Here is a 20,038-nt window from a genome sequence, read left to right on the forward strand (position 1 = left end):
GGAGTCGCCATCCGCAACACAAAATCCAGCAACCAAGGCGCAATTCGGTGACACCAAACTGCTAGATGACTTTGCCATCCTACCAAGATTTCCGGCGCATCTTTCTGCAATCCCGCCACCAGCGCTAGGGCAACTTTTTCGGGAGTTGTGGGCACTACCCACCGGAATTGCTCCAAGTCTCGCACCATGTCGGTATCTGTTAGAGATGGCAGCAAAGCTGTGACTCGAACATTGTACTGAGTTAACTCGCTGCGTAAAGCTTGTGTGAATCCCAAAATGGCAAATTTGGTAGCAGAATAAGTGGCCATTGTGGGAGCGGCAATTTTTCCCATCAAGCTCGAAACGTTGACGATTGTTCCTTCTTTTTGAGTCGCCATTCGCCTCGCAATCAAGCGGGTAATTGTGTAGGTTCCGAGCAAGTTTAAGGCGATTTCTTCCTCGATTAACGGCAGCGGGGAACGCAAGAATGATGCTTGGTGCGCGACGCCTGCACAGTTGACTAGCAGGTGAATCGGGCCGCAATCTCGCCAAGCTTGGGCGATCGCAATATTCACCGCTACTGACTGAGTTAAATCCAAAGCTAACGGCACTACTTCTGTGCCCAAAACATCGATTTCCTCTGCCAGTTCAATTAATTGCCGGCGGTTGCGCGCCACAATCAACAAGCGTTTGACTCCTTGTCTCGCTAATTCCAGGGCGATCGATCGCCCAATTCCGCGCGAAGCTCCTGTAACAAGAGCTGTTTTTCCTTGAAGTTGCATAGATTAAACCTTTTGGTAGATACTCACCGCGGCACGGAGTTATGAGTTGTGAGTTGTGAATTATCAGTTATGAGTTGAATATTTTGGCGGTAACAACTCATAATTCATAATTTTGGGAAAGGCTATCTTGTTTCGATAGGCCTCATTTATTTGTGGGGTCAACTCAAAACCAAAAACTTTTGAATCGCTAACGTGCGCGTGAGTTGAACTAAACTTTTGGTTTGCCAGGAATCAGTCAAATATCTGGTCATTTAACCTCATGCAAGCAGACAAATGTGAGATGGCAAACCTAGTCGGAAATCATGGCCAAGCGGGCTTTATTACCGCTTTTTTTTCAGTTCGCGGAGGCGGACTTTGCCTGTGTAGCCACGAATTTATTCGGCGGGGATTGGTTTTCTTCAGTCTGCGGAGGCGGACTTTGCCTGTGTAGCCGCGAATTTATTCGCCGGGAATATTCACCCCGAATTGGTCATTGTTCGGGGCTTAATTACCCCTCTTTTTTTAGTCCGCAGAGGCAGACGATATCCTGTGCCACCGCGACTTACAATCGCCGGGGATTCGTGCGAATTGGCACAGGATAATTGAGCAATGCAGATTATCAATTCCACACCTCCTAGATATGAGAATTTCCTATCTACACACACCTTAACAACTAGAAGTTAAAGCGGCAACAATTTTTAATAAATCTTCCGCAACACTTCTTTACACAATTCTCATACGGCGGATTTCCAAGTGCCGTGAAAGCCCAAAGGTATAACACCAGGCAATTCTAGCTGACAAACAGGTTCGCGGGAAAGTCCGTCCCTGTCAAATATCCAGACTTCGCTGCTGTCAGAATTGCCGTCATAAATAACTGTTACTATCCAACCTTTCTCCGACAAAATATCTGGAACGTAGATGGGCTCTGTGGGATAGCGATTTTCGCCCAAGTCGGCAATTGTGAGATTGCGGGTTTGCGTGTCCAAACGGGCGATCGCACCATAACGTTCCGGTACAATATCAACGTCAGGGCGATACATTGCCAGATAAATATATCGTGCGTCTTGTCCTACTTCGTCCGCCGGTACGATCGGAAACTCACAAGGTTTATCCAACAATTCTTCTATTCCTGTCACTTTCGCCGTCAGAGGATTGAGATGCACTCGGCAAAGAGTACCCTCCGCATCGGTGCTAGTTTCACCAGTCGGTACTTCTTTCAGTCGCTGATTAGTTTGAAAGTCAGCGAAGCGCACAAAATCTACAGCCACGGAACCATCTTCCTTGACAAAACCATTAGCAAAATGCCACTGAAACCAAGGTTCGGTTTCGCCGCGACTAACTAAAGAGAGAGTTTCCGAGTCAAAAATTAATATCTGAGTACCTAACTCCGGTTTCCACTGAAAGGACTCGCTATAACTGCTAATTCCCGTTAACAAGGGCAAAAAATTGACTTGCACCGGCGGGATAAAAAATATCATATACTTTCCCGCAAAAACAAAATCATGGAGCGCGTAAATTCCATCTAAAGCAACTGTTGATTGTTGCAGGATTTTGCCAGTGAAATCGCTTTTATACAGATTCAACTTTGTAGTCGCACCGTTGGTAACTCCAAAGTTGAAAATATTGCCAGTAATCGGGTCGCGCTTGCAGTGAGCAGAATAAACAAATTTACTATCTAAACTGCCTAAATAGTCCGTTCCCTGAGTTTCCAGGGTTTGCAAATCGAGGCGGTGAGGCGGGCCACCTTCCCACAATGCCAAAAGGCGATCGGGCAAAGCTAAAACAGAAGTATTGGCAGCATTTTTAACAGTTTTAGTCCACCGCAACCACACAGGGCCCGGTGCTGTCATGCCATAATTACTGTAGAGAAATTTATCAGCTTTTTCTTCAGCTAGATATCCCGCTGTTTGCACGTAACGATAAACAGCCGTAGCACCGACATCGGTAAAATGTACTGCCAAAATTGCACCGTCGCCATCAAACCAATGTCCCGCAGCAACACCGCCGCGTTCCAAACGTCCGGGCCCATTGCGGTAAAGAGTGCCGCGCAATCCTGCGGGAATTTTACCGCTTTTAACCAATAGCTGAGTCAGCGGAAACTCTGCAGCAGGACGCGCTAAAGCTTTTGCCCAAGATTTTTTAGCTGAGATTTTAGTGTCGGTTTTCATTGTAAACTCGCAATTTTAAACTGATATGACAGAAATTTTGCTATACAATTATAGCAAAAATTACCTAACAGCTATGACTCTCCGCCGCCGCGCTCTGCTCACAACTTTTGGGCTGACTGCTATTGGTACTCAGCTTTTACCGCTCGCCCAAACCAACATATCTCCCAAAAGTGCGATCGTTAAGCCGCGCCGCCTGCAAGTTGGCGATACTATAGCTTTAATCAATCCTGCCGCTTTCAACTATAAAAAAGAAATCGAGGATTTTTTTAAAGTTATCGAAAAGCTGGGATTAAAAGTTAAACTTGGAGAGCATTTTTACGATCGCTACGGCTATTTAGCGGGCAAGGATGCCGATCGCGCCGCCGATGTCAACGCAGCCTTTGCCGATGACTCAGTGCGAGCTATTTTTACCGGGATGGGTGGCTGGGGCTGTGCTCGGATCTTGCCACTCCTGGATTACAATATTATCCGCAATAATCCCAAAATTATTATGGGATTCAGTGATATTACGGCGCTGCTCTTAGCGATTTATGCTAAAACTAATATAGTTCCTTTTCACGGCCCTTTAGGTGCGTCAACTTGGAGTCCCTTTACAGTAGATTACGTCAAGAAAGTTTTGTTTGAGGGCGGCTCTATAACCATGCAAAACTCCCAAAGCGTGCAAGTTCAAACAATCGGGCGGGGAACAGCTAGGGGAAAACTAATCGGCGGCAATTTATCAGTAATCGCAGCAATGGTTGGTTCGGCTTATTTGCCGGAGTGGGAAAATAGTATTTTGTTTGTCGAGGAAGTTGGCGAAGAAGTTTATCGCATCGATAGAATGTTGACGCAGCTCAAATTAGCGGGCATTCTTGATAAAATATCAGGTTTTATTTTCGGACAGTGTACCAAGTGCGAAGCTGAAAAACCCCAAGAGTCCCTAACCTTACCTCAAGTCTTGTCCGACCACATTCGCCCTTTGAATATTCCCGCGTGGTATGGTTCAATGGTGGGACACATCCGGGAGCAGTTCACTTTGCCGATCGGCCTAGAAGTTGAAATTGACGCTGACTCTGGTACAATTAAATTGTTAGAATCCGCTGTCAGCTAAATCTTAAACTATTCTCGATATTCGCGAGGCTCGTCCTCTGGTTCTGCATGACCGCGCAGAGCCTGGTAATGAAAAAATTAAACATACAATTAAGACGATAGTGAAAAACCGACAATTTCTCAAACATCTAGCAGCAATTATCTTAGCAATAATTTGCCTGTTGCCGCTTAATGCCTGTGCAGCAGCAGAAGCAAGTAAAACCGCCAAGGGCGACACCATTTATCAGCAGCGAACTGTCCACAATCCGGACGGAATAGGCAAATTTTACATGGGTCGAGAAATTGCCCAAGTCATGGGATATGAAGGTGCTGGTTGGCTGGAAAGACCGTCTCGCGGCATGGAAGAAAAATCAGCTCGATTAGTCAACAATCTCGATTTAAAACCAACCGATATTGTCGCCGACATAGGAGCGGGAACCGGATATTTTAGCTTTCGCATCGCTCCCTTAGTTCCAGAAGGAAAGGTTTTGGCTGTTGACGTGCAGCCGGAAATGATTAATTTTATTAAATTGAATAAACAAGAAAAAAATATCGCTAACGTTGAGCCAGTTTTGGGAAGTATAGATAATCCGAATTTACCGGAAAACAGCGTGGATTTAGTTGTGATGGTGGATGCTTATCACGAATTTGCATATCCCAGAGAAATGATGCAAGGAATTGTGAAAGCACTCAAACCGGGAGGCCGCACGGTGTCGATTGAGTATCGGGGCGAAAACCCGATGATTCCCATTAAAGGTTTGCACAAAATGACGCAGAAGCAGGTAAAAAAAGAAATGGCAGCAGTCGGTTTAGTATGGAAAGAGACAAAAGATATGTTACCCCAGCAGCATTTGATGGTGTTTGAGAAAAAATCGCAAATTTAGCAGCCAAACAGAGCGATTCTCTACCATTTTTACTCATTTTTGTCAAGGTACAAAAGACTTACTTTTGAGGCGCGCGGGCGCTCGGTCAAACATACTAAGCCTTAAGTAACCCTTAAGATAGACATTTTACTAAAAATACCATTTACAATTAAAAATTGATAACCCAGAGGCGCTTCCTTCATTTTTCAAGCGAAGAAGTGTCGCTATTAAGAAGTACCAGCGTGAACATTCCAAGTTCCATCCTCACCATGCTCGCCGGCATCGGAGTGACTCTGATCAGTCTCTGGTACGGGCAGAATCACGGTTTACTGCCGATCGCCGCCTCTGATGAAGCATCCGACATAGACGCGCTCTTCAATACAATGATGACCATTTCCACTGGACTATTTATCATGGTCCAAGGAATTCTCATCGTTGCTGCAATTAAATATCGCCGCCGTCCAGGAGATAACACAGACGGGCCGCCTTGGCATGACAACTTTCCCTTAGAAATTCTTTGGACAGCCGTGCCGGCGGTGATTATTTTAGGCATCGGAGTCTACAGTTTTGAGATTTACAACTCAATGGGAGGCCTCGATCCGATGGGCAATCACGACCACGGAACCATGCAAGCACACTCTAAAATGCGGGGAAGTGCGATCGCAGCCACACTTTCAGATACACCCCAAAACGCCCCTCAAATTCCGTCTCCAAAACTCTATGCTTTAGGCGTAGGCGCTTCCCCAGAAAATGAAGACAAACCAGCAGACTTAGTTGTAAATGTCACAGGTTTGCAGTACGCCTGGATTTTTAGCTATCCAGAAAGCGGCGTTAGTTCCGGCGAACTGCATATGCCAGTCAACCGCGACGTACAGCTAAATATCTCAGCTCAAGACGTGCTGCACGCATTTTGGCTGCCGGAATTTCGCCTCAAACAAGATGCAATTCCCGGGCGGCCGAGCGAACTGAGATTTACACCAACTAAAACCGGCGAATACCGGGTTGTTTGTGCTGAATTGTGCGGCGCTTATCACGGAGCGATGAAAGCTTTAGCAGTCGTTCACACGCCCGAAGAATTCGACACTTGGCTGCAAAGCCAGCAAGTTGCTAGCAGTCAAAACTTAGAGCAAGCAGTTGCAGTCAACCCCGGGGAATTGTCAGACGGAGAATTTTTGGCTCCCTACGTCAGGGAAATAAAGATTAATTCCGAAACCCTAGAACAACTTCACCCAACTCATCACTAAAAATAGTCATTAGTTCCTGGCACTTGGCCTTTTATCCTGAGCTAATAACTAATGACTAATAACTAATGACTAATAACTATGACACAAGCACAGTTCCAAGAAAGTGCCAACACTGAGGCTCGCGGAACAGCGCCCGCCGATAGACATTGGCGCGACTACTTCACTTTTAATACCGACCACAAAGTCATCGGTATTCAATACCTGGTAACAACATTTATTTTCTATCTAATCGGCGGCGTGATGGCAACTTTGGTGCGAACCGAACTCGCCACCCCCGACGCCGATTTTGTCACCCCCGAACTCTACAACAGTTTATTTACTGTTCACGCGACGGTGATGATCTTCCTGTGGATCGTACCCGCCGGAGCCGGATTTGCTAACTTTTTGATCCCCTTAATGATTGGGGCAAAAGACATGGCATTTCCCAGGCTGAATGCCGTTGCCTTTTGGCTGATTCCCGTAGGCGGCGTGTTGCTGTTGAGCAGTTTTTTGGTGGGAGCTCCACAAGCGGGTTGGACTTCCTATCCGCCTTTGAGCTTAGTTACTGCTCAAGCGGGGGAAGAAATTTGGATTCTCAGCGTCTTAATACTAGGAACTTCTTCGATTTTGGGGGCGGTGAATTTTGCCATTACCATTTTCACGATGCGGGTTCCGAGCATGAGTCTCAATGAAATGCCTTTGTTTTGCTGGGCGATGATTGCGACTGCAGCGCTGACTTTGATTGCGACTCCAGTCTTAGCCGCAGCTTTGATTTTGCTGTCGTTTGACTTGTTAGCAGGGACGGCATTTTTTAACCCGACTGGCAACGGCGATCCGATCGTCTACCAGCATTTATTCTGGTTTTATTCGCACCCGGCAGTTTACATTATGATTATGCCCTTTTTCGGGGTAATTTCAGAAGTTTTGCCGGTGCATTCCCGCAAGCCAATTTTTGGTTATTTGGCGATCGCATATTCCAGTCTCGCAATTAGCTTTTTGGGCCTGATCGTGTGGGCGCACCATATGTTTACCAGCGGCACTCCCGGCTGGCTGCGGATGTTTTTTATGATCACGACTATGATCATCGCCGTACCAACAGGGATTAAAATATTTAGCTGGTTGGCAACTATTTGGGGAGGCAAACTCCGGCTTGTCAGCGCCATGCTATTTGGGATGGGTTTTATCTCAACATTTGTCCTCGGCGGCATCACCGGGATCATGGTAGCTTCCGTACCTTTTGACATTCACGTTCACGACACTTATTTTGTCGTCGCTCACCTGCACTACGTGCTGTTTGGCGGCTCAGTGTTTGGCATTTACGCTGCTTTTTACCACTGGTTCCCCAAAATGACGGGGCGGATGATTAATGAATTTTGGGGTAGAGTTCACTTTGTTTTAACCTATGTTGGCTTTACTGTAACTTTCCTGCCGATGCACGCTTTGGGGATGCAAGGAATGCCCCGGCGGGTGGCAATGTACGACCCGAAATTTACCACAATTAATGTCATTTGTACTGTCGGTGCTTATATGCTGGCAGTCTCTACAATCCCGTTTATCATTAATGTGATTTGGAGCTGGAGGTACGGGCCGAAAGCAGGTGACAATCCTTGGCAAGCTTTGAGTTTGGAATGGATGACGACTTCGCCGCCCCCGATCGAAAATTTTGAAGGAGTGCCGGTATTGGCAACGGGGCCTTACGATTACGGCATGGAAAAAATTCAGCATACTGGGGAACGTCTCAGGCTCAAGTTGAGGGAGAATGCCACCCGCAACGCCCAGAAAACAGGTATTCCTATTGCGGAGGCTCAAGCTTCAACTTTCTTTGGCGGTACTGCCACTTTGGTCGCTCCTGAATCAGAGATAGATGTTCAGTCTCCTGCTGATGAAAGTCAAGATGGCGAATAGTTATTAGTCATCAGTCATTAGTCATTGGGCATTGTTGACTGTTGACTGTTAACTAATGACTGATGACTAATGCCAACTGCCCACTGACAACTGACAACTGACAACTGACAACTGACTTCTTCATTACCAATTTATTATGCAAATTCCAGCGATCGATCCGGCAAAAACAGCCCTGAATTACCATCACAATGCCGAGGTAGAAGCACACGGCGAAGAGCATCCCGACCACCGAATGTTAGGGGTAATTGTGTTCCTGTGCGCTGAAGGCATGATATTTTTTGGTATGTTTGCCGCGTATTTGATTTATCGGGCGATGGCCCCCGTGTGGCCTCCTGAAGGTACGCCGGCGCGAGAGTTATTGCTGCCGGGAATTAATACGCTGATTTTGATTTCTAGCAGTTTCGTGATTCACAATGCGGATACTGCAATCAAAAAGAATGATGCCGCCGGAATGCGGAATTGGCTGCTCGTAACTATTGCTATGGGCGCAGTTTTCTTATTCGGTCAAGTTTACGAATACACTCATTTAGAGTTTGGCTTGACGACGAATTTGTATGCCAGTTGCTTTTACGTTTTGACTGCTTTTCACGGTTTGCACGTTACGTTAGGAGTGCTGCTGATGGTGGCGGTGGTGTGGCGATCGCGCGCGCAAGGTCACTATTCTAGCGAGCACCACTTCGGAATCGAAGCGACTGAGATTTACTGGCACTTTGTGGATGTGATTTGGATTGTTTTGTTTCTGTTACTGTATATTTTGTGATCCCAGAGGCTTTTGGGCCTCTGCCACAAGAGATTTGTATGACCCCCAATAGGGGGTTTTTTTATTGTTTGGAGAGTGCGATCGAGCTTCATTCACATGAATCAAAGCCGATCGCGCTAAACTAAAAGTAGCAATTCTCCTATCCAGCAGCATTGAGAAAATTATGCAGTGCGAATTGTGCGATCGACAAATGGAAGCATTAACCGCCCATCACCTCATCCCCAAACAAAACACCAAGCGGAAAAACGAAGATCCAAGCCCGAGAATCGACATTTGCTCCGCTTGTCACCGCCAGATTCACTCTCTATTTGACAACAAACACCTCGCCCAAGAGCTCAATACCCTGGAAAAGCTCAAAAATAACCCAGAACTCCAGAAATTTGTCTCTTGGATTAAGAAACAAAAAACCGACAAACGCATTCAAGTACGCGGCAAAAAAGCTCGATCGTAGGGCCACAACTCATATATATAGTCCTAGACGCAGTTACTGTCTGAGGCCCGGTTTCTTCATTAATTTTTCGTTGCCCAACCCAAAATTTTACATAGAAACCCGGTTTGTTTGCGTAAATCCTAGTATAGTGATTTACTTATTTGTAACAAGCTGCCAACAATTATCATGAACCTCACCTCCCTCGAACTCGCAAAAGACCGAGCGCGCATCTTCAAAAACTACCTTCAAATGGAAATTGATGCCCAAGCTAACATAAACAAACTAGCTTTTTTAGACCGGGGCATTGAAAAATCTCCTTACCAACAAGAAATTAAAAATTATCCCGATTATCTCAAACAAAAACCCGACGGCTTAAAAGTAATTAGCTCTATTCCCGGACCCAATAATCTCCTCAAACTTACCCCATTTCCCAGCCTGGGAGAACTACCTCAAATTAACTCTCAAGCTTTAAGTTTCCTCCACGAAGACATCAAACAAGCCTGCGTTTGCATTGGTACTTTTGTAGACGGCAAAATTCAGGCGCAGTGGCTGGGAAAAAACGCACTTACCAATGCTGAGCAGTGGAGTGCCACTAAAATTATCGCACTCCTTAATATCGTCAGTCAAGTAAATAGCAAATATCCCGACTGCGACATTGACAACTGCGTTGTTAGAGATGGCAACGGGCAAAAACATGATTTTTACTTTTACGAGGTAGCAAAAGACATGATTAACTATGCCTCCAATATAGCAAGTTCAAACTCCTTAGCTGCGATGTTCAAGCGCTTTGATACTCGCATAGGACTAGAGCAATGGCTGAAAAGCGCTACTGGCAATAATGAACTAATTTTTCGCGGCGATTACGGCGAAAATCCTTATCACAACAACCCCAAAATTTTCGATCTCACAAAAAAACAAGTGCTTTTAAGTGCCGCAGTAAACACCACCAAACAAAAAAATTCCGTATCTGCTTATGACTTGACCAGGCTAATTTCCATGTTAGGATGGCACTTCCATATCGAACAGCGATCGCGCATGAAAGCATCTCAGTGGAACAGCTTAGAAAGCATTGTCAGAGCAATGGGACATGACAGCGCTCGATATGTGGACGTAGCAATTAAAACTTTGGGGATGGATAGCCTCATCACTTCTCCAGTAATTATCTCAAAATTGGGTTACGGACTGAGCTCGATCAGGGGAACCCTGGAAACAGTTTATGTCGCTTTAGTGCGGTTTGTTGACGAGCGGCCGAAAGCGACGGGAAAGCAGGCAAAACTCAGAACTTTAGCCATGACTTTGCGAGCAGAAAAACCTGTAGGCGGTTCCAATGTCGATCGCTTGGCGATCGAACTCGACGCCAGATTTTGCGCCGAAGTCACGGAAATTCTCCGCCGATTGTTTGCCGAAGAATTTTAAAGGCGGGCGATCGACTACTTAGAAAGTCGGTGAAACTTACGGTAAAGCATCCTCTCCACCGGCTTTCCTCCCCGCAAATGTTTATCAGTTATTGTCGCAACTTCTTCAGGGCAAACACCGCTGTACCAAACCTCTTCTGGCAGCACTAACACCATCGGCCCGTTGCCGCACTGTCCCAAACAACTGCTAGCAACAACTTCAACTTCTGAGGGCGACAATTTCTGAAAAGCTGCCAGTACCTTTGCTGAATTTTGCTTGCGACAAGTGCGGTTTTGGCAAACAAGAACTCGCCTAGAAGATTCGATCATTTTCATGTTTTTTTACTTGACATTCTGCTACATATATGCTATTTTTTTATCATGGGAACAAGTGCGCGCATATATACCCAGATTGCCCAGATTGCCCAGATTTGATATATTCCCAAATTTTAAGGTGCGCCGCAACGCACCCTACTATTAATCTGGTGACAAACCTTTGGAAGCCAACCATTGTCGATCGAACAAACGCGACTGATACCGAGCCCCACCGTCGCATAGGACCGTAACAATCGTATGTCCCGGCCCCATTTGCTTCGCTAAAGCCACAGCCGCCCCCACATTAATCCCCACAGAACCGCCCATAAACAGCCCTTCTTTCCTCAGCAGTTGGTAAATCACCCGGACAGCTTCAGTATCATCAATTTGAATGGCGTCGTCTACCGGGGCATTCTCCATATTTGCAGTGACGCGAGTGGTGCCAATTCCCTCAGTAATCGAACTGCCTTCAGTCTTAATTTCCCCCGTTTTGAAATAACTGTAAAGCCCGCTGCCCAGCGGGTCTGCCAAGACAATTCTCACAGCAGGATTTTTTTCTTTCAAAAACATTCCTACCCCAGCAAAAGTGCCGCCAGTACCAGTAGCTGTTACCCAAGCATCAATTTTACCGTTCGTTTGTTCCCAAATTTCCGGGCCAGTTGTCTCGTAATGAGCTCGGCGGTTGGCTAAATTGTCAAACTGATTTGCCCAGACTGCATTCTCCATTTCCGCAGCCAATCTTCCCGACAATTTAACATAATTATTCGGGTCTTTGTAAGGAACAGCGGGAACAGTCCGAACTTCAGCGCCCAAGGTTTTCAAAGCATCGATTTTTTCTTGAGATTGGTTATCTGGAATCACAATCAAACATTTGTAACCTTTAGCGTTGCAAATGTGGGCCAAACCGATGCCAGTATTGCCGGCAGTGCCTTCAACAACGGTGCCGCCCGGTTTCAGCAAGCCTTTTTCTTCTGCATCTTTGATGATGTATAAAGCAGCCCTATCTTTAACGGAACCGCCGGGATTTAGAAACTCTGCTTTGCCGAGAATTTCGCAGCCAGTTTCATCGCTGAAGCTGTTTAAGCGAATTAGTGGTGTGTTGCCGATTGTGCCTACAAAGCCATTTTTAATATCCATATTTTTTGCGTGTGTGTCTCCTATGATTAATTTTTACAATAAGTTGATATTTATTGCTACCACTTTTACCAAATCTTGCTCATATTGAGTATGAATCCAGGCAAAACGGGGTCGCCACTGACTGTCGCGGGATTCTCCAAACATTCCTCTGGCAAACCAGGACGGTAAATATAAACTCTGCGATTTTTGCGGTCAATTAACCAGCCTAACTGCACTCCTGGTTCTCTCATATATTCTTGCATTTTGTCTTGCAATGGCTTGAGATTGTCAGAAGCCGACCTGAGTTCTACTACAAAATCGGGGCAAATCGGTGCGAATTTATCTTGCTGTTCTTGAGATAAAGCATTCCACCGTTCCAGTTTAATCCACGAGGCATCGGGAGACTTGTCACCCATTGCAAGCTTAAATCCCGTACTGGAGTCAAAACAAATACCGGTTCCATCTTGGCGAGCCCAAATATACAACTCTCCAAAGACGCTACCGCTGCGATTTCCTGTTGTTCCACCAGTAGGAGGCATGATTAGCAATTCTCCAGATTTGTTGCGTTCAATGCGTAACTCACTATTAATTTGACAGAACTCGAAAAACTCGTCGTCTGTCATTTGCAATTTTGGCGGTATTCGCAACACAATTGTTGATGACAGCATTTTGCCTTTCCTCAAATCTAAAGTGTGTACACAAGATTGCACAATTTCTTGGTTTGTAGTGAGGGCTAAAGTCCTCAAAAATCAGGATTAAGGACTCTAGTCCTAACTACAAGCTGGTTGAACTGGCGAATTATAGAGGTAAGGTGTGCAGTACACACCTTACATAATTAGGTTCTGCGTCCAGGAATTTTAAACCTATTTATTCGGCTGAGGAGTCATCCGCAAATAAGGCTTAATCGGCGTATAACCTTTAGGAAATTTCTCTTCCAACTCTTTCGGGTCGGTAATCGAAGGTACGATTACGCAATCGTCGCCATCTTTCCAATCAACTGGAGTCGCAACGCTGTATTTGTCAGTAAGTTGCAAGGAATCAATTACTCGCAAAATTTCATTAAAATTGCGACCCGTGCTAGCAGGATAAGTAATGCTTAAACGCAATTTCTTTTCCGGGTCAATCACAAAAACTGTGCGGATTGTTAAGTTGTTCAGCGAGTTGGGATGGATCATGTCGTAAATGTCGGAGACTTTACGATCGCCATCAGCTAGAATAGGATAATTGAGTGTGACATTTTGAGTTTCCTCAATATCTTTAATCCAGCCCATGTGAGAATCCACATCATCGACGCTGAGGGCAATGGTTTTAACGCCACGCTTTTCAAATTCAGACTTGAGACGGGCCACTGCACCGAGTTCTGTGGTGCAAACTGGAGTATAGTCTTTCGGGTGAGAAAACAACACGACCCAGCTATCCCCAGCCCAGTCGTAGAAATTGATTTCCCCTTCAGACGAAGCTTGGGTAAAGTTGGGAACTGTATCGCCTAATCGCAGAGTCATAACTGATTTCCTCTAATTTTATTTAAGGACTGTTCCTTATCATGCCATAATTGCCCGGTTTCTCGATCGAGCTGTAAAGGATTCTAAACTTTTTGGTCGATCGATCGGCAATTCCACTACTGTAATGTATGTGTGGCTTATACCGCTAAATTTTCTTGCTATGCTTTACTTTTTGCTTAAGGCAATACAGCCTGTTTTAGTCCCGCTGTGTTTTGTCTCCGCCTGGGGTTTAGTTTTTTTGCTTTTTTTGAGTGTCGGGCGTGCTGTCACCGACTCCCTGCGTCGAGCTCAGCGGATGCACCAAATCCCTTGTGCTAACTGCGTATTTTTCACCGGCGACTACCACCTCAAGTGTCCCGTTCAGCCTACTATAGCTTTATCTGAAGATGCGATCGACTGTCCTGATTATCGAGGGCATTCGGGAATTTACGGTTAAAAAATCCGACCGCCGCTTTACATATTTCTTAACATCTCTCGCTCTTTCAATTAAACTTAAGTTGTGGTAGAGAGATTTTTAGGAGTGTGGAAAGAATGCTAATTCAAAAGCTAAATGCCTGCGATGAGTTTATTGCTGGCGACGGTACTCAACTGCGAGAATTGCTGCATCCAGACAAACAAGCTGTGGATTTGCGTTACAGTTTAGCCCACGCCGCTTTGCCACCGGGACAAACTTCTGCGCTGCACTCCCTGACAACTTCTGAAGTTTATTACATCCTCAGCGGCGTTGGAGAAATGCACATTGACGACGAAAATCAATTCGTGGAAGCCGGAGATGCAGTTTATATTCCCCCAAACGCCAAGCAGTTTATTTACAACTGTGGCACAGAGCCCCTAATATTTATTTGTATCGTCGATCCCGCGTGGCGAAAGGAAGACGAGACAATTTTCCAGTAATTTTCTAGTGTTTATCCTTTTAGGCTCGTTACCCGGCTCTGCCCGGTAACGCCTATCTAAAAGCTCTGCCTCTACTGAAAAAAACATCACAAACCGAAAATCTCTTTTAACAACAACAGCACCCAGCCATATGTACCGAGTGATTTCCTCTTTTTTTAACTTCGATGTGGAGTTGCAATAATCCTCGGATTCAGTTGCATTGCTCCCCTCTAATTAGTTGAGGAAGTATCAGCTTTGTTGGTGGGTGCTGCTATTGTTTTTTGATGAGACAGATGTGAGATTAAACAGCGTTTTTACTCCTTAGATTCTATTGTGAACTTCGCTGTGGTATCTAGAGGTTGTATCTGTCAGAGAAGCTTTTTGTTCGCTTCATATTATTAATTTAGCACCTTATTCTAGAAGTGCAAGTACCTGCAACTAAACTTTACATTTTTAGAAGTAACCAAGGATAATTATGAACTTAAATTAAGCATTGAGCTTTCTAGCTGCTCAGCTAAAATAGTAGAGTTCGGCTGTACTTGCTGGTGCGAGAAACGGCATAATATTTGTATGAAAACAACCAAACTCATCAAACTGTGCGCCTTGTCGCTGAGTATCTTTCTGCTGTGCAGCAGTGTAGTGACAGCCCAAACGACGGCGAACCCTCAACCTGGGCAGACTTACACTAACCAAGAGATTCTGCAACAGTTGGTGAAGGCAAAAGTCGTGTATCTGGGAGAAACCCACGATAGCCCGGAAGACCATCAAGCTCAACTAAAGATTATCCGAGAAATGCAGCGGCAAAATGGGAAAATTGCGATCGCGATGGAAATGTTTCAGCGTCCCTTTCAAAGCGCGCTCGACAACTACTTAGCAGGTAAACTGACTGAACAGCAATTAGTCGAGCAAACAGAGTACGATCGCAGATGGCGCTTTCCCTGGGAATCTTACGCCCCCATTTTGCGGTTTGCCAAAGAAAATCAACTACCCGTCCTCGCCTTAAATACACCATCCGAAGTAACGAGAAAAGTTGCCAGTCAAGGTTTAGAAAGTCTGACTGCAGAGGAAAAAAAGCACATTCCGCCAATATCCGAAATTCGCACCGACAACGCCGAATATCGGCAACTGCTGCTAGAAGTTTACCAGCAACACCAAAAGGCTGAACAGGGAAATAGTACGGGTTTTGAAAGATTTTTGCAAGCCCAAGTTTTGTGGGACGAAACTATGGCGGAAAAAATAGCTGAATTTGTCAAAGCAAACCCTGACTATCAAGTTGTGGTGTTGGCGGGTAAAGGACACATTATTTACGGTTACGGCATTCCCAGTCGCGTCGAGAGGCGTTTGGGAGTCGGGAATGTAAAAATGCGATCGGTTTTACTCAATTTTAGTGACAATCCTGCTTTATCGGCAGATAGACCCATTGCTGACTTTGTTTGGAATCACTCGGAATAGTACAATTATACCCGCAAGCAATAATCAGGAAAAAATCAATGACAAACAGACCAAAAATACTTGCATTTGCCGGAAGTACCCGCGAAGGCTCCTATAACAAACTGCTGGTAAAAGTGGCAGCGGCTGGGGCTACTGCAGCGGGTGCAGAAGTTACTTATGTAGATTTGCGCGATTTGCCGATGCCGCTATTTGACGAAGATTTAGAAGCAAAAGAGGGAATGCCAGAAAATGCCCGTAAATTGAAGGAATTGATGGTAGCGCATGACGGGTTTTTGATAGCTTCTCCTGAGTATAACAGTTCAATTACACCTGTCTTGAAAAATGCGATCGATTGGGTATCGCGGCCAGCACCGGGTGAACCGGGATTGGTGGCATTTACTGGCAAAGTAGCGGTAATTATGAGTGCTTCCCCAGGCGGAATAGGGGGTTTGCGGGGATTGGTTCATTTGCGATCGATCCTGGGGAATATTAACGTATTGGTGCTCCCCGATCAGAAAGCAGTTCCCCAAGCTTTTGAAGCATTTAATGCTGACGGTACGATGAAAGATCCCAAACAGCAGGACTCTGTTGAAAATCTCGGTGCTAAGTTGTCTAATGTGCTGTCTAAATTAATCGCCTGAAGCAATAAATTCACTTTGCAGTAGGGACACAGCAATGTTGTGTCCCTAATCCCAGTATCTGTTATTGTGCTGGCTGCATCAAGTGCGATCGCAAACCGCATAATTTTCTGAGTTTCTTCCCAGATTTATTCTTGTATCTTTCCACAGGCTAACTCTTCGGCATAGCCAATATACCACTCATCTACTTTTTCCAACACCGCAAAAAATCTATTTACCCTTGTGCCTCTACTTGAAAACGGGTATAGTTTTATTTCCTAGAGATAATACGTAGTGGAAAAATTACCACAAATTGTACCAGCACCGCATCACCCGATCGACGTAAAACAAAACCACCCGATCGCAGATTGGCAGAAATAGACAAGAGTAGGCATACTTGAACCATCGGTCATCGGTCGGTATATTTCTTCCAAACAGCACGGCAGGCGTGGGAGACTCCTCCGTCACGCCTGCCCTGCAGTTTTATTTAATAATTGTTCGATTTCCTACGGGATAGCTTCGCTTCACATAAATTACCCCATTTTTTTCTTCTTCCAAGCCTCCACAAATGGCACAAACACCGACACCAACTCCTGCCGGTTCACCACCAAAGTCGGATAAGAAACTCTCCCGTAATTCTTCCCCACTTCCAGCGGAAAAATCCCCTGGGATTCCAGCGGTAGCCAAACCGCACCCGCCGCCTTTACAATTACCCAACTCCCCGCAATATCCCAAATTTTCGGAGTCGCTTCCACCCCTCCCAACACGGCACCCGAAGCCACAGTCAAAAAATTGTAACTAGCCATACCCAACATCCGAACTTTACTCGGAAGATGAGGCCCCATTCCCACACTCCGCGAACACAAATTAAAAAAATGATTCCCGCTCATTTTATCAGCACTCGGCCGAATTTGCTGCCCGTTTAAAAACGCACCTTGAGGTATACTGTCAAACACGCCGCCCGCCAAATCAGGTGCAAAGAAACCGTGAAAAGACTGATTAATTGGCGGCAAATGCACGCAGCCAAAAACCGGAGTTCCGCGATACAACAAACCCAAAGAAATCCCCCAAATCGGAATTCCCCTAGCAAAATTAGTTGTACCATCCAAAGGATCGACAACCCAACACCATTCTGTATCGGGGAAAACTTGTTCTCCTTCCTCGCTCAAAATGCCGTGACTAGGAAAAGTAGATGCGATCGCACTTCTAATTTCTGCATCCGCCCAATTGTCAGACTGCGTAACCAAACTCCCATCATCCTTCTCATCCGCTTGTGCAGAACCGAAATCTTGCAACAACTGCTGCCCCACTCGATCGACAGTAACCCGTGCAAAACTTAAAATAGAATCCCAAAAATCTTTCATGAGTCATTAGTTATTGGTTATGAATTATTGGAACTATTAACTGACAACTGCCAACTGCCAACTGGCAACTGACAAAACATCAGTCTAATTCATTTTCAAGAATAGTGGCGATCGCACTTTTAGCATTATTCTGAAACTCCTCAACATCCACCCTACCCAACAACCAAACAGCCAGAATCATACCCACCGCCGGCACAGCAAACACCAACCCGTAAGCCAACATCGGCACCCCAAACAAACTCCTGCCTAAATCCAAAATAGCACCGCCGCTAACGGTTGCCATACCACGCGCCATCGCCTGCGACAAACCCCAAGCGCCAATAAAAGTGCCAGCAGTTTCTGCAGCAGTCAAATCCAACATCAAACTCAGCGCCCCCGTCGTCGTAATACCCGAAGCTAAACCAAACAACATTAAAGCCGACTTAAACACAATTGGATTACCAGTAAATCCAGATAAAATAATTAAACCAAAACAAGCAGCCACCGACAAACAGCCCAACCTAATCGTATTTTGCTTGCCAATTCGGGGCACAATAAAAAAACCAGTAGTACCCAAACCGATCAGAGTACCAGTACCGTAAATAGCATTCAAGCGAGTAGTTTCCGAAATCGGCATCTTAAAAATTTCCCCGCCGTAAGGTTCCAAAACCGCATCCTGCATAAACAAGCAAATTGTCATAATCAGCAGGAAAGTAAAAAACAAACCGGTTTGGCGGCTAGCAGTCAAAATCCGCAGCGCACTTCCCAGAGTAATTTTATCTTCTCGATTCACTGCCGACGATCGCACTTTGTACCGCGAATACTTTTTCTCAACCCCAAAAGTCGCAATCCCCACCAAAAATAAAACAAGCGCCGGCACTTTCACAAACAAACCATTAATCGAAGCCTGCAACACTTCCCGCGACACATCCCCATCAATTTGCTTCAGCAAGCCGCTGCTAACAATCGCCCCTATAATAATACCAACCATCAGCATCGACCACACCACACCCACCAACTTCGATCGATCTTCTTCATCCGAAACATCCACCAACAAAGCAGCAAAAGGAGTCGAACTCGAACAAATAGCAATACCGTAAAGCGCAAAAATCAAACCCAACAAACCCACCCAACCGTAAGTAGGAGTTGTCCAACCCACAGCCTCCAAACTGCTGCCCAAACGCCACATCACCTGCACCGCCAAAAAAGCAGAAATCACAAACAAAACGCTTCCTACCCACACATAACCCGTGCGGTGATGACCAAACAAAGGCTTAGCATCAGACATTTGCCCGAACCACACCCTAGCCGGGGCGACAAACTGGTGCATCGCCAGCGTACCCGCCACCACAGTAGCCGGAATCGCCAACTCCTTAATCATCACGCGATTGAGTACCCCTAGCGTCAAAATCGACATCATACCCAATCCCATCTGAAACAAACCCAACCGAAACATAGTCAGCAGGTTAACTCTCTTGAGAGCAGGAGTCGCGGAATCTGTTAATCTTGAATCTGGCAAACGGTCGATCGACATAGCTATTCAAATAAACACAGCATTTGCATTTATAGTAACTGACATACTCGCCACCAGCCGCGTTTCCTCCCCCGGCTAGAAGCTCGATCGCGACTATTTATAGAAAAATAATAGACAATAAAGAATTGTGGATTTACCAACCGTGACAACCATTACCCTAGGACAAAATGGCCCAGCCGTCATTCCCCTGTGCGTCGGAACTTGGGCTTGGGGCGACAAACTATTTTGGAACTACGGCAGCAACTACGGCGCCGCCGAAGTCGAAGCAGCATTCAAAACATCCCTAGACAGCGGAGTCAACTTTTTCGACACAGCCGAAGTCTACGGTAACGGCTTGTCAGAAGAATTACTGGGGCAGTTTCTCAAAAAAACCACCCAACCCGTGCAAATAGCCACCAAATTCGGCCCCGTACCTTGGCGGATTACAGGAAAATCAGTTTCCGACGCTTTGAGTGCCAGCTTAAAACGCTTGCAAGTAGAACAAATAGCCCTCTACCAAGTGCACTGGCCCTTCACTTTTTTACTGAGTCAAGAAACCCTGATGAACGCCTTAGCGGATGAAGTAAAACAAGGCAGAATTCAAGCAGTAGGAGTCAGCAACTATTCAGTAGAACAGATGCGGCAAGCCCACAAAATACTAGCAGCAAGAGGCGTTCCCCTAGCAACAAATCAAGTCCGTTACTCCTTGCTGTCGCGGCAAGTAGAAAAACAAGGAATTGTGAGTGCAGCCCGCGAATTGGGAGTCACAATTTTAGC

The 20,038-nt window shown here is 45.7% G+C and carries 20 protein-coding genes; 12 read left to right on the forward strand and 8 right to left on the reverse strand.

Going from position 1 to position 20,038, the window contains the following annotated elements; genetic code table 11:
* The coding region (locus tag QUA38_RS17210; protein ID WP_333163734.1) for an SDR family NAD(P)-dependent oxidoreductase at window positions 1-761 on the reverse strand (761 nt) is incomplete at its 3' end.
* A gap of 713 nt (window positions 762-1,474) precedes the next feature.
* Window positions 1,475-2,908: a carotenoid oxygenase family protein gene (locus QUA38_RS17215; RefSeq protein ID WP_333163735.1), complete on the reverse strand. Its 1,434-nt coding sequence runs from the start codon at window positions 2,906-2,908 to the stop codon at window positions 1,475-1,477.
* Window positions 2,909-2,981: 73 nt separating this feature from the next.
* On the opposite strand from QUA38_RS17215, the gene QUA38_RS17220 reads away from it, so the two are divergent.
* The 7 genes from QUA38_RS17220 to QUA38_RS17250 all read left to right on the forward strand — a co-directional run bounded on the left by QUA38_RS17220 (window position 2,982) and on the right by QUA38_RS17250 (window position 10,573).
* On the forward strand, window positions 2,982-3,998 hold the full coding sequence (locus tag QUA38_RS17220; RefSeq protein WP_333163770.1) for an LD-carboxypeptidase: 1,017 nt from the start codon (window positions 2,982-2,984) through the stop codon (window positions 3,996-3,998).
* 97 nt (window positions 3,999-4,095) lie between these two features.
* Window positions 4,096-4,860 (forward strand): class I SAM-dependent methyltransferase, encoded by a 765-nt coding sequence (locus QUA38_RS17225; RefSeq protein WP_333163772.1) that lies wholly within the window; start codon window positions 4,096-4,098, stop codon window positions 4,858-4,860.
* Window positions 4,861-5,081: 221 nt separating this feature from the next.
* Complete coding sequence (locus QUA38_RS17230) at window positions 5,082-6,083, forward strand: cytochrome c oxidase subunit II (RefSeq protein WP_333163737.1); 1,002 nt, start codon at window positions 5,082-5,084, stop codon at window positions 6,081-6,083.
* 78 nt (window positions 6,084-6,161) lie between these two features.
* Complete coding sequence (gene ctaD, locus QUA38_RS17235; protein WP_333163739.1) at window positions 6,162-7,967, forward strand: cytochrome c oxidase subunit I; 1,806 nt, start codon at window positions 6,162-6,164, stop codon at window positions 7,965-7,967.
* Between the two features lie 136 nt (window positions 7,968-8,103).
* Window positions 8,104-8,727, forward strand: a complete 624-nt coding sequence (locus QUA38_RS17240; protein WP_333163741.1) for a heme-copper oxidase subunit III — start codon at window positions 8,104-8,106, stop codon at window positions 8,725-8,727.
* Window positions 8,728-8,890: 163 nt separating this feature from the next.
* The gene (locus QUA38_RS17245) at window positions 8,891-9,178 is read left to right on the forward strand and encodes an HNH endonuclease (RefSeq protein ID WP_333163744.1); all 288 of its coding nucleotides are present in this window, start codon (window positions 8,891-8,893) and stop codon (window positions 9,176-9,178) included.
* Between the two features lie 165 nt (window positions 9,179-9,343).
* Window positions 9,344-10,573 (forward strand): hypothetical protein, encoded by a 1,230-nt coding sequence (locus QUA38_RS17250; protein ID WP_333163747.1) that lies wholly within the window; start codon window positions 9,344-9,346, stop codon window positions 10,571-10,573.
* Between the two features lie 14 nt (window positions 10,574-10,587).
* Here the strand turns inward: QUA38_RS17250 and QUA38_RS17255 are convergent, their stop codons facing one another.
* The 4 genes from QUA38_RS17255 to QUA38_RS17270 form a co-directional block, all read right to left on the reverse strand.
* The gene (locus QUA38_RS17255) at window positions 10,588-10,887 is read right to left on the reverse strand and encodes a (2Fe-2S) ferredoxin domain-containing protein (protein ID WP_333163750.1); all 300 of its coding nucleotides are present in this window, start codon (window positions 10,885-10,887) and stop codon (window positions 10,588-10,590) included.
* Between the two features lie 141 nt (window positions 10,888-11,028).
* The gene (locus QUA38_RS17260) at window positions 11,029-12,003 is read right to left on the reverse strand and encodes a cysteine synthase A (RefSeq protein ID WP_333163753.1); all 975 of its coding nucleotides are present in this window, start codon (window positions 12,001-12,003) and stop codon (window positions 11,029-11,031) included.
* Window positions 12,004-12,068: 65 nt separating this feature from the next.
* Window positions 12,069-12,650, reverse strand: a complete 582-nt coding sequence (locus QUA38_RS17265) for a Uma2 family endonuclease (protein ID WP_333163755.1) — start codon at window positions 12,648-12,650, stop codon at window positions 12,069-12,071.
* Between the two features lie 195 nt (window positions 12,651-12,845).
* Window positions 12,846-13,484: a peroxiredoxin gene (locus tag QUA38_RS17270; RefSeq protein ID WP_006632618.1), complete on the reverse strand. Its 639-nt coding sequence runs from the start codon at window positions 13,482-13,484 to the stop codon at window positions 12,846-12,848.
* Between the two features lie 160 nt (window positions 13,485-13,644).
* Between QUA38_RS17270 and QUA38_RS17275 the strand changes: the two genes are divergently transcribed.
* The 4 genes from QUA38_RS17275 to QUA38_RS17290 all read left to right on the forward strand — a co-directional run bounded on the left by QUA38_RS17275 (window position 13,645) and on the right by QUA38_RS17290 (window position 16,429).
* Entirely contained in the window at window positions 13,645-13,920 is a 276-nt protein-coding gene (locus tag QUA38_RS17275) for a hypothetical protein (protein ID WP_333163758.1), read from the forward strand.
* 95 nt (window positions 13,921-14,015) lie between these two features.
* Window positions 14,016-14,378, forward strand: coding sequence for a cupin domain-containing protein (locus tag QUA38_RS17280; protein WP_333163759.1), 363 nt, complete (start codon window positions 14,016-14,018; stop codon window positions 14,376-14,378).
* A gap of 549 nt (window positions 14,379-14,927) precedes the next feature.
* Window positions 14,928-15,809, forward strand: a complete 882-nt coding sequence (locus QUA38_RS17285) for a ChaN family lipoprotein (RefSeq protein WP_333163762.1) — start codon at window positions 14,928-14,930, stop codon at window positions 15,807-15,809.
* A gap of 38 nt (window positions 15,810-15,847) precedes the next feature.
* Entirely contained in the window at window positions 15,848-16,429 is a 582-nt protein-coding gene (locus QUA38_RS17290) for an NAD(P)H-dependent oxidoreductase (protein WP_333163764.1), read from the forward strand.
* 509 nt (window positions 16,430-16,938) lie between these two features.
* On the opposite strand, the gene QUA38_RS17295 is transcribed toward QUA38_RS17290, so the two are convergent.
* A complete protein-coding gene (locus QUA38_RS17295; protein ID WP_333163766.1) occupies window positions 16,939-17,769 on the reverse strand; it encodes an inositol monophosphatase family protein in 831 nt (276 codons plus the stop codon).
* Window positions 17,770-17,848: 79 nt separating this feature from the next.
* On the reverse strand, window positions 17,849-19,282 hold the full coding sequence (locus QUA38_RS17300; protein WP_333163768.1) for a BCD family MFS transporter: 1,434 nt from the start codon (window positions 19,280-19,282) through the stop codon (window positions 17,849-17,851).
* Between the two features lie 142 nt (window positions 19,283-19,424).
* Between QUA38_RS17300 and QUA38_RS17305 the strand changes: the two genes are divergently transcribed.
* On the forward strand, window positions 19,425-20,038 hold a 614-nt coding region (locus QUA38_RS17305; RefSeq protein ID WP_333163774.1), incomplete at its 3' end, for an aldo/keto reductase.

The sequence above is a fragment of the Microcoleus sp. Pol12B4 genome (assembly GCF_036701385.1).
In the GTDB taxonomy this organism is placed as follows: domain Bacteria; phylum Cyanobacteriota; class Cyanobacteriia; order Cyanobacteriales; family Microcoleaceae; genus Microcoleus.

Excerpts from the sequence above, each read along its gene's own strand:
- QUA38_RS17255 (WP_333163750.1), bottom strand. The coding sequence starts at position 10,887 with ATGAAAATGATCGAATCTTCTAGGCGAGTTCTTGTTTGCCAAAACCGC.
- QUA38_RS17300 (WP_333163768.1), bottom strand. The coding sequence starts at position 19,282 with ATGTCGATCGACCGTTTGCCAGATTCAAGATTAACAGATTCCGCGACT.
- QUA38_RS17270 (WP_006632618.1), bottom strand. The coding sequence starts at position 13,484 with ATGACTCTGCGATTAGGCGATACAGTTCCCAACTTTACCCAAGCTTCG.
- QUA38_RS17260 (WP_333163753.1), bottom strand. The coding sequence starts at position 12,003 with ATGGATATTAAAAATGGCTTTGTAGGCACAATCGGCAACACACCACTA.
- QUA38_RS17280 (WP_333163759.1), top strand. The coding sequence starts at position 14,016 with ATGCTAATTCAAAAGCTAAATGCCTGCGATGAGTTTATTGCTGGCGAC.
- QUA38_RS17215 (WP_333163735.1), bottom strand. The coding sequence starts at position 2,908 with ATGAAAACCGACACTAAAATCTCAGCTAAAAAATCTTGGGCAAAAGCT.
- QUA38_RS17275 (WP_333163758.1), top strand. The coding sequence starts at position 13,645 with ATGCTTTACTTTTTGCTTAAGGCAATACAGCCTGTTTTAGTCCCGCTG.
- QUA38_RS17295 (WP_333163766.1), bottom strand. The coding sequence starts at position 17,769 with ATGAAAGATTTTTGGGATTCTATTTTAAGTTTTGCACGGGTTACTGTC.
- QUA38_RS17290 (WP_333163764.1), top strand. The coding sequence starts at position 15,848 with ATGACAAACAGACCAAAAATACTTGCATTTGCCGGAAGTACCCGCGAA.
- QUA38_RS17285 (WP_333163762.1), top strand. The coding sequence starts at position 14,928 with ATGAAAACAACCAAACTCATCAAACTGTGCGCCTTGTCGCTGAGTATC.
- QUA38_RS17220 (WP_333163770.1), top strand. The coding sequence starts at position 2,982 with ATGACTCTCCGCCGCCGCGCTCTGCTCACAACTTTTGGGCTGACTGCT.
- QUA38_RS17265 (WP_333163755.1), bottom strand. The coding sequence starts at position 12,650 with ATGCTGTCATCAACAATTGTGTTGCGAATACCGCCAAAATTGCAAATG.
- QUA38_RS17250 (WP_333163747.1), top strand. The coding sequence starts at position 9,344 with ATGAACCTCACCTCCCTCGAACTCGCAAAAGACCGAGCGCGCATCTTC.
- QUA38_RS17245 (WP_333163744.1), top strand. The coding sequence starts at position 8,891 with ATGCAGTGCGAATTGTGCGATCGACAAATGGAAGCATTAACCGCCCAT.
- ctaD (WP_333163739.1), top strand. The coding sequence starts at position 6,162 with ATGACACAAGCACAGTTCCAAGAAAGTGCCAACACTGAGGCTCGCGGA.
- QUA38_RS17240 (WP_333163741.1), top strand. The coding sequence starts at position 8,104 with ATGCAAATTCCAGCGATCGATCCGGCAAAAACAGCCCTGAATTACCAT.